Annotated in this window: 13 protein-coding genes and 1 riboswitch; of the genes, 7 read left to right on the top strand and 6 right to left on the bottom strand. The window is 37.2% G+C overall.

The window, feature by feature from the left end; all coding sequences use genetic code 11:
• The first annotated feature begins 67 nt into the window (after window positions 1-67).
• Window positions 68-115: riboswitch (PreQ1 riboswitch) on the top strand.
• 122 nt (window positions 116-237) lie between these two features.
• Both queF and TE34_RS03040 read left to right on the top strand, forming a co-directional pair.
• On the top strand, window positions 238-738 hold the full coding sequence (queF, locus tag TE34_RS03045) for a preQ(1) synthase (protein WP_047983358.1): 501 nt from the start codon (window positions 238-240) through the stop codon (window positions 736-738).
• A 52-nt stretch (window positions 739-790) separates the two neighbouring features.
• Window positions 791-1,330, top strand: coding sequence for a VUT family protein (locus TE34_RS03040; RefSeq protein WP_047983357.1), 540 nt, complete (start codon window positions 791-793; stop codon window positions 1,328-1,330).
• Between the two features lie 83 nt (window positions 1,331-1,413).
• Here TE34_RS03040 and TE34_RS03035 read toward each other — a convergent pair whose 3' ends face one another.
• Window positions 1,414-2,157 carry an SDR family NAD(P)-dependent oxidoreductase gene (locus tag TE34_RS03035; RefSeq protein ID WP_047983356.1) on the bottom strand — a complete coding sequence of 248 codons (744 nt, stop codon included), beginning with the start codon at window positions 2,155-2,157 and terminating at the stop codon, window positions 1,414-1,416.
• A 466-nt stretch (window positions 2,158-2,623) separates the two neighbouring features.
• Here TE34_RS03035 and TE34_RS03030 point away from each other — a divergent pair, with 466 nt between their 5' ends.
• Window positions 2,624-3,352, top strand: coding sequence for a D-Ala-D-Ala carboxypeptidase family metallohydrolase (locus TE34_RS03030; RefSeq protein ID WP_236687093.1), 729 nt, complete (start codon window positions 2,624-2,626; stop codon window positions 3,350-3,352).
• Between the two features lie 144 nt (window positions 3,353-3,496).
• On the opposite strand, the gene TE34_RS03025 is transcribed toward TE34_RS03030, so the two are convergent.
• Both TE34_RS03025 and TE34_RS03020 read right to left on the bottom strand, forming a co-directional pair.
• Window positions 3,497-3,907, bottom strand: coding sequence for a hypothetical protein (locus TE34_RS03025; RefSeq protein ID WP_047983355.1), 411 nt, complete (start codon window positions 3,905-3,907; stop codon window positions 3,497-3,499).
• Window positions 3,908-4,027: 120 nt separating this feature from the next.
• Window positions 4,028-4,477, bottom strand: coding sequence for a staygreen family protein (locus TE34_RS03020; RefSeq protein ID WP_047983354.1), 450 nt, complete (start codon window positions 4,475-4,477; stop codon window positions 4,028-4,030).
• Window positions 4,478-4,661: 184 nt separating this feature from the next.
• Between TE34_RS03020 and TE34_RS03015 the strand changes: the two genes are divergently transcribed.
• Both TE34_RS03015 and TE34_RS03010 read left to right on the top strand, forming a co-directional pair.
• A complete protein-coding gene (locus TE34_RS03015; protein WP_047983353.1) occupies window positions 4,662-5,309 on the top strand; it encodes a hypothetical protein in 648 nt (215 codons plus the stop codon).
• Between the two features lie 21 nt (window positions 5,310-5,330).
• Window positions 5,331-6,215, top strand: a complete 885-nt coding sequence (locus TE34_RS03010; protein ID WP_047983352.1) for a radical SAM/SPASM domain-containing protein — start codon at window positions 5,331-5,333, stop codon at window positions 6,213-6,215.
• Window positions 6,216-6,272: 57 nt separating this feature from the next.
• Here TE34_RS03010 and TE34_RS03005 read toward each other — a convergent pair whose 3' ends face one another.
• Both TE34_RS03005 and TE34_RS03000 read right to left on the bottom strand, forming a co-directional pair.
• Window positions 6,273-6,980 carry a DUF4386 domain-containing protein gene (locus TE34_RS03005; RefSeq protein WP_053074947.1) on the bottom strand — a complete coding sequence of 236 codons (708 nt, stop codon included), beginning with the start codon at window positions 6,978-6,980 and terminating at the stop codon, window positions 6,273-6,275.
• Between the two features lie 197 nt (window positions 6,981-7,177).
• Window positions 7,178-8,140, bottom strand: a complete 963-nt coding sequence (locus TE34_RS03000; protein WP_047983351.1) for an aromatic acid exporter family protein — start codon at window positions 8,138-8,140, stop codon at window positions 7,178-7,180.
• A gap of 274 nt (window positions 8,141-8,414) precedes the next feature.
• Between TE34_RS03000 and TE34_RS02995 the strand changes: the two genes are divergently transcribed.
• Window positions 8,415-9,392, top strand: a complete 978-nt coding sequence (locus tag TE34_RS02995) for a GGDEF domain-containing protein (RefSeq protein WP_047983403.1) — start codon at window positions 8,415-8,417, stop codon at window positions 9,390-9,392.
• 291 nt (window positions 9,393-9,683) lie between these two features.
• Here the strand turns inward: TE34_RS02995 and TE34_RS02990 are convergent, their stop codons facing one another.
• Window positions 9,684-10,139, bottom strand: a complete 456-nt coding sequence (locus TE34_RS02990; protein WP_047983350.1) for a GNAT family N-acetyltransferase — start codon at window positions 10,137-10,139, stop codon at window positions 9,684-9,686.
• A 268-nt stretch (window positions 10,140-10,407) separates the two neighbouring features.
• Between TE34_RS02990 and TE34_RS02985 the strand changes: the two genes are divergently transcribed.
• Window positions 10,408-12,024 (top strand): PAS domain S-box protein, encoded by a 1,617-nt coding sequence (locus tag TE34_RS02985; RefSeq protein ID WP_047983349.1) that lies wholly within the window; start codon window positions 10,408-10,410, stop codon window positions 12,022-12,024.
• Window positions 12,025-12,246 lie beyond the last annotated feature (222 nt).

The following is a 12,246-nucleotide window of genomic DNA, read 5'->3' as shown; positions in this document are numbered from 1 at the left end:
AGAGATGAAAAAAATATTGACGTTTTCCTTTGTATTTTATATGATATACAAATGTAACCCGAACAAATCGGGAGAGGTTCATAGCGATTAACCCTCTATAAAAAACTATGGATACATGACAAACAAGCCATGTCCATATTTGGATGTGGCTTTTCTTGTTTTATTCCTGTAAGTTTTATAGATGCTGTGGGAACCTCTCTTGAAATCAGTTTAATCATTTTCAAGGAGGTTTTTTTTATGTCTAGTCGTAAGATGGCAGAAGGTTTAGAGGATTTAACATTATTGGGTAATCAAAATACACAGTATTCATTTGAATATGCACCAGAGGTATTAGAGGCAGTAGATAGTCTTCATTCCAATCGTGATTATTTCGTGAAGTTTAATTGTCCTGAATTTACAAGTTTATGCCCGATTACAAAGCAACCGGATTTTGCAACGATGTACATTTCTTACATTCCGGATAAAAAACTAGTAGAAAGTAAATCGCTTAAACTCTATTTATTTAGTTTTCGTAACCATGGAGATTTTCATGAAGACTGTGTGAATATCATCATGAATGATTTAATTAAATTACTAGACCCAAGATATATTGAAGTGTGGGGTAAATTCACACCACGTGGAGGTATTTCGATTGATCCTTGGTGTAATTATGGAAGACCTGGAACGAAGTATGAAGAAATGGCGATGCATCGTTTGATGAACCATGATCTCTATCCAGAAAAGGTAGACAATCGATAAGTCAAACGATAGGTAGTTTGCGATCAAAAATCTATTATTAAGGAGAAACATCATGAGAATAGTATACTATTTAATATCAATAGTAATTGCCAATGTTGTAACGGCGAGGTTTGCGCCATTAAGCTTTGGTATGTTTATTGTACCGATGGGGACGCTCTTTGTCGGAGCTACTTTTATCTTCCGAGATCTGGTACAAAATAAATATGGTAGAAAGAAGACGTATGGCTTTATTTTTACTGCACTAATTTTATCTGCAGTGGTTTCCTTTTCTCTAGGGGATACACTGATGATTGTTGCCGCGTCTGCTTTATCTTTTCTTCTTGCTGAAACAGCGGATACAGAGATTTATACACGCTTAAAGTTACCAATGGCATGGCGCGTGTTTTACAGTGGAATTGTTGGAGGTATTTTGGATTCGGTCGTATTCGTAATTGTTGGTCTTAGTCCAATAGGAGCAGGGATATTACCTTGGGAAGCGGTGCCTTTCGCAATCATGGGGCAAGTAATCGTGAAGACGATCGTCCAACTGGTAGGTGCTTTGGTTTTGAATCAAGCGTATATAATAAAAGGCAAACAATTGCTTGCGGAATAAAAACAAACTTAATAGAAAAACCGTTGATTAGATGATTAATCAACGTTTTTTTTGTGTAGTGTCGCATGAGTATTTTATATCAATTAAAGGTCAGAAATCATTCCGCCATCTACGACAAATTGTGCTCCAGTAGAATAGCTTGAATCATCAGATGCAAGGTATACTACTAAGTTAGATACTTCTTCTACGTCTGCTCTTCTTCTTAATGGAATATCTTGTTCTAGTTGCTTTAGATATTCTTCCACATCTGGCTGGTCAGCCATCGGTGTTTTGATAATTCCTGGATGTACAGAGTTTACTCTAATGTTATGTTGGCCAAGCTCAGCCGCTGCACCCTTAGTCATACCAGTTACAGCATGTTTGGAAGCACTATATGCAATAGCCGTTGGCGCACTTACTAAACCATCTACAGATGAGATGTTCACAATAGAACCGACTCCAGCTTTTTTCATCGAAGGAAGTACTTTTTGCATTCCTAAGAATACGCCAAGCTCGTCCACTTTAAATGTTAATTCAAAATCTTTTACAGTTAGTTCTTCTAGTGTTTTGAAAATACCAATTCCGGCATTGTTCACTAATACGTTAATTGGACCAAAAGCTTCTTCTGTTTTTGCGACAACTTCTACCCAATTCTCTTCACTAGCAACATCTAGTTTCAGTGCGATTGCACTTTCTCCTAATTCATCAGCTAGTGATTGTGCACCTTCTAAGTTAAGGTCTGTAATCGCTACTTTCGCGCCTTCTTCTACGAACTTACGAGCATGCATAGCACCCATACCCTGTGCAGCACCTGTAATGATTGCTACTTTTCCGTCTAATTTACCCATGATGCATTCCTCCAATTGTTTTTTAGAATTTAAAAAATGTAAGATGAAACAACTTGATCATCTATCCCGCAATTAGTATTTATCAATAATGTACTCTTATTTAAAATATTACTAATTAGAGATATTTGATTTAAATATATTTTACCATTCAATGAATTATAATCAAGTTTTATGCTCTTATTAGTTATTTAGTCCGATTCTGTTCTTTTCCTCATTCAGAAGTCCCTACCTATAATTAGACCATTTGACGAATATCAACTTGCTTCCATGCATGTTAATCTATCCGTAGACAACTAGAATCGTACAATTCAAACTATTCAGATGATGGGAGGGGAGTGTTTCGCGGCGAATTTCATTAGTTCTTGTTTCTGTTATGTACGGTACGATCTTTAATGGGACAAGCGTTAGTGAAAGTAGTTAGCCTATCAGGAGGTAACGACAAATTAAAAATGAGGAGGAATGTAAATTGAAAAAGGTAATGAAGAAGTTGATTATGATCACTGGTTTTACATTACTATTTATACTTGCCATGTCCGTTGTAAGTACGGATGAAGCGTCCGCTTATACTTGGACTCGTACATTACAAGAAGGATCTAGTGGATCGGATGTACGAGAGTTACAAATAAGAGTTGCTGGCTGGGCAGCTGATTCCCCGTCAAAAACATACGTTGCTGTCGATGGTCAGTTTGGTCCAGGGACTAAAGCGGCTGTGATGCGTTTCCAACGAGCATATGGATTAGCGGTTGACGGAATTGTTGGTCCTGCTACACAAGCGAAATTAAACGAATTAGAACGTTCAAATGGAACAGCGCACTTTAGTTATAGTGAGTTCTATTCCAAGGATGGCAGTGGCTTTAGTGGCGGAAGAGTCTCATCGACTACCGTTAGAGAAAATGTGCGTAGGATGATGTATAAGCTGGAAGCGGTTCGCGTTAAGATAGGAAACAAACCAATTACCATCAACTCTGGCTTCAGAAGCGTTTCCCACAATAATAGCATCCCGGGTTCTTCATCCAACAGCCAACACACATACGGAATTGCAGCAGATATTAAAGCTTCTGGTGTTTCATTAACAACGGTTATCAATGCAGTCAAGTCATCGGGATTTAGTGGCGCTTATAACGGAAGTACGTATACTCACTTAGATAGCAGAATAGAATATCCATACGGAGCACAGTATTGGTATTGGCCTTGATGATATTAGGGCAGGATTAACAATAAAGAGATGTTGAACAGAAAGAGTTCAACGTCTCTTTTTGATGATGTTACTAACGTTCATTTGGAATGGTAAAGCGTGTATCGTTATTTGGTAATTCGTGTTTGCTTATTTCTACTATAGCTAGTTTAACAAATCCAAGGCTATATCGGAGAGTCTATGTCTTATTACTAACTGAACTTTGCTAGCTTTTTCATCTAGATGTCCTAAATCCTCTGCTTGTTTTTCCCATGGTAGTTCGGTTTCTTTTTCTAACTTAATAACTTCCTTTTCAATGAAAGAGGCATGATTTTCATATAGCTTAATCGCAAATTCATCATCTTTAAATTCATCTGGTAGCCGATAATGTAATTCATAAAACCATTCTTGAAATTTTCTCTCGCTATTATTATTAACCCTTATTGCCAATGGTTTTATTATTTCTCCCACAAACGCTTTATCGAATCCTATTTCATACATTGCTCGTTGGATATTATCCAACGTGATAGGAGCTAATGAATTTTTATCCTTAAAACCAGCTATTTTCTTAAGCATTTTTCTCCTCCTAAAAATCGTTAACTTAATAGTATCTATATAAAATAGTAACATAATCCTCTTGGGAAATTGATAACAAAAAAGGCGGTCATAGATGACCACCCTTACGATTAATGTTCCCTATTCGAATTGGTGGAAGTTTCCCCAGTTCTCTTGTCTTGCAAACTGCGGGAAGACAGACATAAAGTTAACCAGGATTGGTGCTTGGTCAAGTTCAGGATACCTGGCGAATAGAGCTCTGTCTCCGTATCGAATCGCTTCCAACGCAAGTGGTAATTCCCTTCTAAATACTTCATTCCGCCGTGCGGATACGGCTTGGTTATATGGTTCTTGATCGATTTGTAGATAAACACAATAATAGAGAGAACCACCATCTGTTTTCCATTCCCCTAATACTTCATCTCTCATCAGATTGAGTTTGTTCCACGCATAGTGAATTCCAATTGTTAAAAATAAATCACCTGTTGCATCGGAATGCGTTAAGGTATACCGTCTTGGAATAACTGCCCCTACAGCAGTAACACCATCCAAAAATTCCGTTGTGAGTTTTTCTGGATTAAATTTGCTCAAATCATCAGCCCCAATTGGTTTTTATCATCATATTATTGTATGAAAAGAACGGTTCCCATTCATAACAATAAAGGAAATTGTTAAGTCCTCTCTAAAAATTTTGAAATGTATTATAATAGTGAGTAATAGATTAATTTTCTACAGGTATTGGAGAGAATATATAAAAACAAAGGGGATATAATACATGAGCGAATTCACATTTGGTTTCGTAGTAACTAATTCGGAGCAAAACTATCAATTTGTAAAGGAAACGGTAAATAATGCACTAATTAAACCATTAAACGATGAATGGTTCGTATTTATCGCAGATGCAGACATGTACGAGGTTCCGACAACTATTTTAGATTTATCGACTAAGTGTCCGGTGATGAACTTCCAGAACGCAGAAGATCATAACTGGGGATTTACTATTTTTCATAACGGGAAAGAAGTATCCGCTTTTGACTATTCGTATGAGTTGGAAGAATCAATCATACAGAAGGAGATTGAGTTAAGGTATCCCGATATGGAGAATTACATCGAATTTGTCTATATCGATCCGGTCGGCCAACAGGTAGCTTCCGAGATAAGAGAAGGTATTACGGAAACAGATACATATAAACAAGCGATAATGGACCAATTTAACTCGTTAGACATAAGTCAATTTAGCCTATTTAACTTCAGCCAAGATAGAATAGAGGAAATAAGCAACATTCTAAACCCAACGTATGTGTCCGGCCTTAAAAATCCATTTGAATTGGTTGAAAAATTCAAGGTGATTGCCAACTTAGAAAAGATGAGCTGGATTAGACCAGATCGAAGGGAAGAATTCCTAGAAGATTTAATATTATAACGTCAAAGGCGGGAACTGAAATTGAAAAAATTCAAGAAGGTTTACTTTGAAATTACTAGCGTATGTAATCTTGCATGTACCTTTTGTCCACCAACATTACGGCCGAAGCAATTCATTGCATTGGAGGATTTCTCGAAACGATTAGATCAAATTAAACCTCACACCGACTATATATATTTACATGTGAAGGGGGAGCCGCTTCTCCATCCGAAAATCGGTGAATTATTGGATCTAAGTCATGAAAAAGGCTTTAAAGTACATATCACAACGAACGGAACATTAATTACGAAGAAAAAAGAACAGCTCTTAAATAAGCCTGCATTAAGACAATTGAATTTTTCCCTTCATAGCTTTGATGGCAATCCTGCACTAAAGGATAGAGATAAGGAAGCATATGTGAGAACAGTCCTTGCCTTTGTGAAAGAAGCAACGAGCCAATCGGAATTGATTGTTTCGTTACGATTATGGAATTTATCTGAGGATAATAAGACGAATGCGGAAAGACAGCGAAACAGAGACCTGCTAAATATTATCGAAAAAGAATTTAATTTAGATTACAACATAGAAGAACGGGTCAAACCAGGAGGCGGCATCAAAATCGCTGAACGTGTATACATTAATCAAGATTATGAGTTCACGTGGCCTTCGTTAGATGAAGAGGAAGACGATGGAAAGGGCTTCTGCTATGGCTTGAGAAATCAGGCAGGTATTTTGGCAGACGGAACGGTTATTCCTTGCTGTCTGGATGGTGAGGGCGTCATCGATTTAGGGAATATTAATGATCATTCTTTCTCTGATATTATCGAGATGGACCGAGCGAGAAATCTTGTTGATGGTTTTTCGAGGAGAGAGGCTGTTGAGGAATTGTGTAGGAAATGCGGTTATCGGAAGAGGTTTGGAGCATAGTTAGTTACAATAAAGAGGTCGCGCCAGATGTCGTACTAAGGCGCGGCCTCTTTATATCTAAGTATTAGCGTTCTTACCACCTCGAAATAGCAACCACAATCCAAAGCCAAGTTCCCCTACAATCATTGGTACAGTAAAAACAATTTCAAGCACATGAATAATACCATCTAAAAAAGGAAGAAAGGACTGGAATAGATGTATGACGATATAACCTATGGATGCAAGAAACAAAAAGATACTAATGAGCTTCGGGACAGAATCGGTATGAAAAGCCAAATAACTAATCATCATTAGATGTCCACCAAAAATGACCAAACCGATTGACCAGATAACGTGAAATGCATCCAAAAATAGCATGATCAAGGCATGAAGCTGGTTCTCGTTAACAAGTAATAAAAAGTCCGTGCCACCGGAGAGCAGGGATACAAATACCAAATTGAGAAGGGCAACCCCAAATATGGACGCGTAGATTAGACGTAACCATGCCCCAAGTAATGAAAGGTTTTTGCTAATTGGATGAAAGAAGACATACAGTGCCCAGGCCACTACGACATCACAGACAAGGATAATAAGCCACCCTAAAATCCCAGCATTGTAAAGCTGAATAGACGTTGCGATGTTCGTAAATGTGTTTCCGATATCGCTAGGGATTACAAGAGTACCTTGAACATAGCCATAGGAAAACGCTGCAACTAGCGCCATAAGTAGAAGCGCTACACCCGCGGTTAAAGCAGATTTTCGTTGAGAAGATAATGTTGTAGCCAATGAAAAACCCCCTTTTTAAGTTTAATTCCATTGTAAAAGGAGTGTCCTCGCTAGTCATTGACTTAAGTCAATGAAGTATATCGTTTAGAGATAATAATTTCGGTAAGCGATATTTGAAGGGCACAAAAAAAGCTGGAGTCACAAGTCTTTATGTGCTCCAGCTTCTTTTACTTTTAGAAAAATCGAATGTCCCGGAGTTAACCGTTGCTCCGTTTGAAAATATTCCTCTTAATAATTAAGTAATTCTTAATCTCAAAATTTAAATAGAATAGATTCGCTCGTATCTCAAATTCTTCCCTTGATTGGGGTAACTCCGTTTCGCGTATGGATTCTTCATATGCTTCTAACTGCTGTAATGCAATGGTGGTGTCGCCGGATTCCACATGTTGACTAATATTCAAGAAGACATCAGCAAGCATACCCTTTTGTTTGATATGTAACTTGGATGAAGACATAATGCCAATAATGGTTACCATCTTTTTTAGGATTTTAAGTTGATCCTCGCGCATTTCTAGATAATAATAATCGTCGCTTTCTTTTCGCAGCAGATGATTCTCGACATCTTGGATGGCAATGTTTTTCGCTTGGTTAATGAGGTTTTCGACTTCAACGATTTCTTTTCCGTCCCAGTTGCGTTCACTATCTTTTAAGAACATCGCAAATTCGTAGAGGATAATGCTAAATTTATCTTCAATTTGCTTCTTATAGTTTTCAATATCTTTTTTAAAGCTTGGCATGATACTGTTTACTAGTAAGGCAATGACGATACCGATGAGGATAATATAGAGTTCATTTAATACGTTTTCCAGACTGACTTCCTTCACGGTATATATATGTAAAACAACCACAATACTGGTGACGAAACCATCCATAATACGTCCTTTTAATAGGATAGGAACGAGTATTAAGATAAATATCGTTAGGATGATTGGGTGATAGCCTAGCAGTTCAAACGTAAAGGAACCTAGGATTAACGCTAGAAGAGATGCAATAAACTTTTTCTGAATGGAATGTAGCGTCTTTTTCTTTGTCTGTTCAATACACATGATAGCGATAATCGCTGCAAATGATGCGAATTCCAAGTCGAGCAAACTCGCAATCCAAATAGCTAGCCCTGCCCCTATAGCAGTCTTAATCGTTCGATATCCCAATCCAAACATAAGCACCATCCTGTTGATTTTATAGAAGCGTGAGTTTCAGCTTCCCTCCAGATATAAATATATGTTTAATATAACACAGATTGTCGTCGATTTAGCTCTATACTGGGTGGATGTAAGGATATTTGTTAGTCTACCATTTATAATTTTCTCTAATTCTTATTAATTTACAGTTGTATGAAAACGCTGTTAAGCTATAATAAATTAAAGATGAAAAACTATTGATTCTATAATTATCTAACCACACATCCTAAGACAGAACAGGAAGATTATGATGATGTCGAGTAATAAAATAATCCATCGTAGAAACACAATATTATTTTCAATAATTACTGCCTATTATCTTACACAAGTAATCATTAATATTTTCATAGAAGGATTTGCAAGTGTATTTCCGCCAGCTTATTTATTTATGGTATTTGGACTCACAATACTAGTCTTACTTAACAAAAAGGTAAACCCAACGATTACCATGTACGTGATTGTTAGCTGTATGTATATCTATTTCTTTTACCTACTAACGGACTCACCGTACTTAGTGAATTATCTATTCATGTGGTTAGCTCTACCTTTAAGTGCCATTTATCAAAACTTCCAGGTAGTTTTATTAGCAGGATTTGCTTCTGTTATTCTTAATTTTTACGCGTTTTTCTACTTTGAAAAAGAGATTTTCCCGAATGTTGGTATGGAGGATTTTGTCTATTTAGTCTTGTTTGGCGTATTTGTTACGGTGTTTCTATTAATCTTCATTTACAAGGTGAATAATACAAATGGTAAGCTGCAAGACATGGCGTATCGTGATCCACTGACTGGGGCTGCGAATCGATTGATGCTGAAGGAGAAGTTCGAGCAGTTAAAGGATGCTAATTCGCCATCGATTGCTTTATTATTTATTGATATGAACGGATTTAAGCGCATTAATGATACATATGGACATGAAGTTGGCGATCAATTACTAGAGGAAGTTGCGTCACGGTTAAACGGTGTGCTTAGAGAGAGTGATTTACTATGTCGTTTAGGTGGGGATGAATTTGTAACCCTCTTATCCAATATCGACCATGACGTACCGGAAAGTATTTCACAACGCATTCAACAGGCTTTGGACAGGCCGATTATCAAGAATGAACAAAAGGTAGAAGTCTCTGCTAGTATTGGCTGGTCCTATACTACGGATGTAGCGCAAGTCGATTTAGATCAGATGATCAATGAAGCGGATAGAGCGATGTATCATGCAAAGGGTAGTGATTTAGCTTAACCTCAACATGCCTGGAAGAATGGTTGGAATTAATAGAGTAATATAAAGTGTGAAGAGGACATCTGGACTGGATGTCCTTTTTCTTATCTCTATGTATTCCTTGTTTAAGAGTACTGAGAAAAAAATTCATCTTAGTGCTACCTATTAATTGGGTGATAAGTAATGATAGAATAGTACTATAATATAGCATGTTCAGCATGTACGGTTAGTAATTGTTGTGGCGAATCACTTGTTTCATGTTTTACTTGGGATAACTTACTATCTAGGAGTACTGATAAAGGTTAAATTTCTCTACCTTTCAAACGTAAAGCGAGCAACTTGTTCCCCATCAATGATTAATCCTTCCAATTCTTGAAAGCCCATTTTTTCATAGATGCGTTTGGCATGTTCATTTACTGGTTCATAGGACAGTGTAATCGTTTGATGGCGTTCGTCTTTCATTAATCTAATATCGTCAATCACCAGTTTAACTGCTTGTTTTCCGTATCCTTTACCTTGGTGCTTCTGGTCAATCATCATACGGTAAATCCAGTACTCATGGTCGTCTTCGTCAATTCCAAAAAGGGTGAAGCCAACCATTTCCTCGTCATCGAAGATTCCCTTCGCATGGAAGTTTTCTAAGAAATTCAATTGGGCTAGGGAAACTGCATTGGATGCGATAAAATTCACTTGGTCTTCTCGGACACGTAGTGAGATCGCCTTCGTCCAGTTTTCCTTCGTAATCGGTTGTAAATGTAACACGCTCATCTATCCTCTCATCATGAAAAGTCTTGTTTAATTAAGATTGATAATTAATTATAAGTGGTAATAATTAGAAAATAAAGAGAAAAATAAAAAACACGATAAGCATACCAATAGCATCTTTAATAAGGATACAAAGTTGCTTAGAATTACTTATTTGCCAATCAAAACCACGCTAGGCAGCTTGGAAATTTAATAGCAATTTTATGTTAGAATATGAATAATTGATAACAAGAAATATAGTAAGATAAACTAAATAAATTTGAGGGATATTATGCAAAACTTTTTAAATCGATTTGATCAAGCTTTTAACTATTCGCCTATTGGAATGGCGTTAGTTTCATTAGATGGAGAATGGATGAAGGTGAATCCAGCTTTATCCAAGATAACCGGCTATACTGGAGAAGAACTTTTATCCATTAAATTTCAAGATACTACCCATCCAGATGATGTGGAAGCAGATGTGAATTTCGTTCGTGAATTGGTGGAGGAAAAAAGAGAGTCCTATGAAATGGAGAAAAGGTATATTCACAAAGAAGGTAAGCATGTGTGGGTTTTACTCTCCGTTTCGATTGTTCGGGAAGAAGATAAATCCGTATATCTTATTGCACAAATCCAAGATATTACAGAAAGAAAGCAACTGGAGATTAATCTAACCGAGAGTGAGCAAAGACTGCTTTCCATTTTAAATTACATACCTGATCCAATCTTGGTACATGATGGAGAAATAACCATGTACGCCAATCAACCCGCTGCGGATCTATTTGGAATTACTTTAGAAGAAATTGAAGGGCAGTCTATTCAGGAGTTTATTGATCCATCCAAGTTAAATAAAGCAATCCAACTTTCACAGGAAGTTCTATACCATAATAAACCCATTTATGATTTTGATCTTACTATTCGGAGTAGAAACAGAAAAAGCATAGAAGCGGTTCTTTCTGCCATCCCTATTACGTATATGGGGAAAAAGGCAATCCTCGTAAGTTATCGAAATATAACGGAGCGCAAGAAAGTGGAACAAGCTTTAAAGGAAAGTGAGGAACGTTATCGAATCTTAGTTGAAAATTCGCCGATAGGAATCTTGATACATCAGAAAGGTATTATTCAATATGCCAACTCAAGAGCATTACGAATCCTCGGAACGGAAAATTCTGAGGATGTCATTGGATTAAACATTCTTAATATCATCCACCCAGACTTTAGAATGATTGTTAAAAGAAGAATTAATAACATAGAAAGTACTGGACAGTTTGCTCCATCGATTTATGAGAAGTTTCTTCGTTTGGATGGTCAAGAAATAGACGTTGATGTGTATGGAATACCAACCAAGTTACAAGGCGAATCAGCTGTTCAAGTAGTATTCTGGGATATAACGGATAAAAAGAAGGAAGAAGATTTAATACGATATCGTGCTTACCATGATACATTAACAGATTTACCGAACCGTCTAAATTTCCAATTAGACATAGAGGAGCAAATCAACCAAGACAAACAATTTACGATTATGTATATGGATTTACATGGACTCAAACCAATTAACGATACACATGGCCATCAGGCCGGTGATATGGCGTTAATCAAAGTCACAGCACGATTAACAGGTGCACTTGGTTCAGTTGGTCTGATATATCGATTGGGGGGAGATGAGTTCGCAATTGTTCTTCCCGGACAAAAAAACGAAAAAGAAATTAATGATATTGCTAACAATATCATTGAAGTCATCAAACAGCCTATCTATATCGGTAATACTATTGTGCAGCTTACTACGAGTATAGGAGTTGTCTATTATCCGATTCATGGCGTAGACTTGGAGTTACTTCTTCGCCATGCAGACTTGGCAATGTATCATGCCAAGAAGACCAATACTCTATATAAAATATATGATAATTAAGCGAAATTGGTTGACTCCCTTTTTCTATCTATTGAGACTGGGACATAACTATTTTATCAAAAAGTAAAACCGAACTATCTGTTTATGGGTGCATATACCACGCTCCGGAAATATACTTCGCTTTCCGCGGGCGGCTGGTGAGCCTCCTCGCTCGTTCCGAGCTGCGGGGTCTCACCTATGCCTATCCTCCCGCAGGAGTCTCCGTATATTTCCGGAGCTGAA

The organism is Ornithinibacillus californiensis (assembly GCF_001038485.1).
Lineage (GTDB): Bacteria > Bacillota > Bacilli > Bacillales > Amphibacillaceae > Ornithinibacillus > Ornithinibacillus californiensis.
The sequence above is the reverse complement of the archived record's forward strand: the minus strand, read 5'-3'. Positions and strand labels throughout refer to the sequence as shown.

What these genes read in the sequence shown, in the direction of transcription:
- queF (WP_047983358.1), top strand. Translation starts at nt 238, where the DNA reads ATGTCTAGTCGTAAGATGGCAGAAGGTTTAGAGGATTTAACATTATTG.
- TE34_RS03040 (WP_047983357.1), top strand. Translation starts at nt 791, where the DNA reads ATGAGAATAGTATACTATTTAATATCAATAGTAATTGCCAATGTTGTA.
- TE34_RS03035 (WP_047983356.1), bottom strand. Translation starts at nt 2,157, where the DNA reads ATGGGTAAATTAGACGGAAAAGTAGCAATCATTACAGGTGCTGCACAG.
- TE34_RS03025 (WP_047983355.1), bottom strand. Translation starts at nt 3,907, where the DNA reads ATGCTTAAGAAAATAGCTGGTTTTAAGGATAAAAATTCATTAGCTCCT.
- TE34_RS03015 (WP_047983353.1), top strand. Translation starts at nt 4,662, where the DNA reads ATGAGCGAATTCACATTTGGTTTCGTAGTAACTAATTCGGAGCAAAAC.
- TE34_RS03000 (WP_047983351.1), bottom strand. Translation starts at nt 8,140, where the DNA reads ATGTTTGGATTGGGATATCGAACGATTAAGACTGCTATAGGGGCAGGG.
- TE34_RS02995 (WP_047983403.1), top strand. Translation starts at nt 8,415, where the DNA reads ATGTCGAGTAATAAAATAATCCATCGTAGAAACACAATATTATTTTCA.
- TE34_RS02990 (WP_047983350.1), bottom strand. Translation starts at nt 10,139, where the DNA reads ATGAGCGTGTTACATTTACAACCGATTACGAAGGAAAACTGGACGAAG.
- TE34_RS02985 (WP_047983349.1), top strand. Translation starts at nt 10,408, where the DNA reads ATGCAAAACTTTTTAAATCGATTTGATCAAGCTTTTAACTATTCGCCT.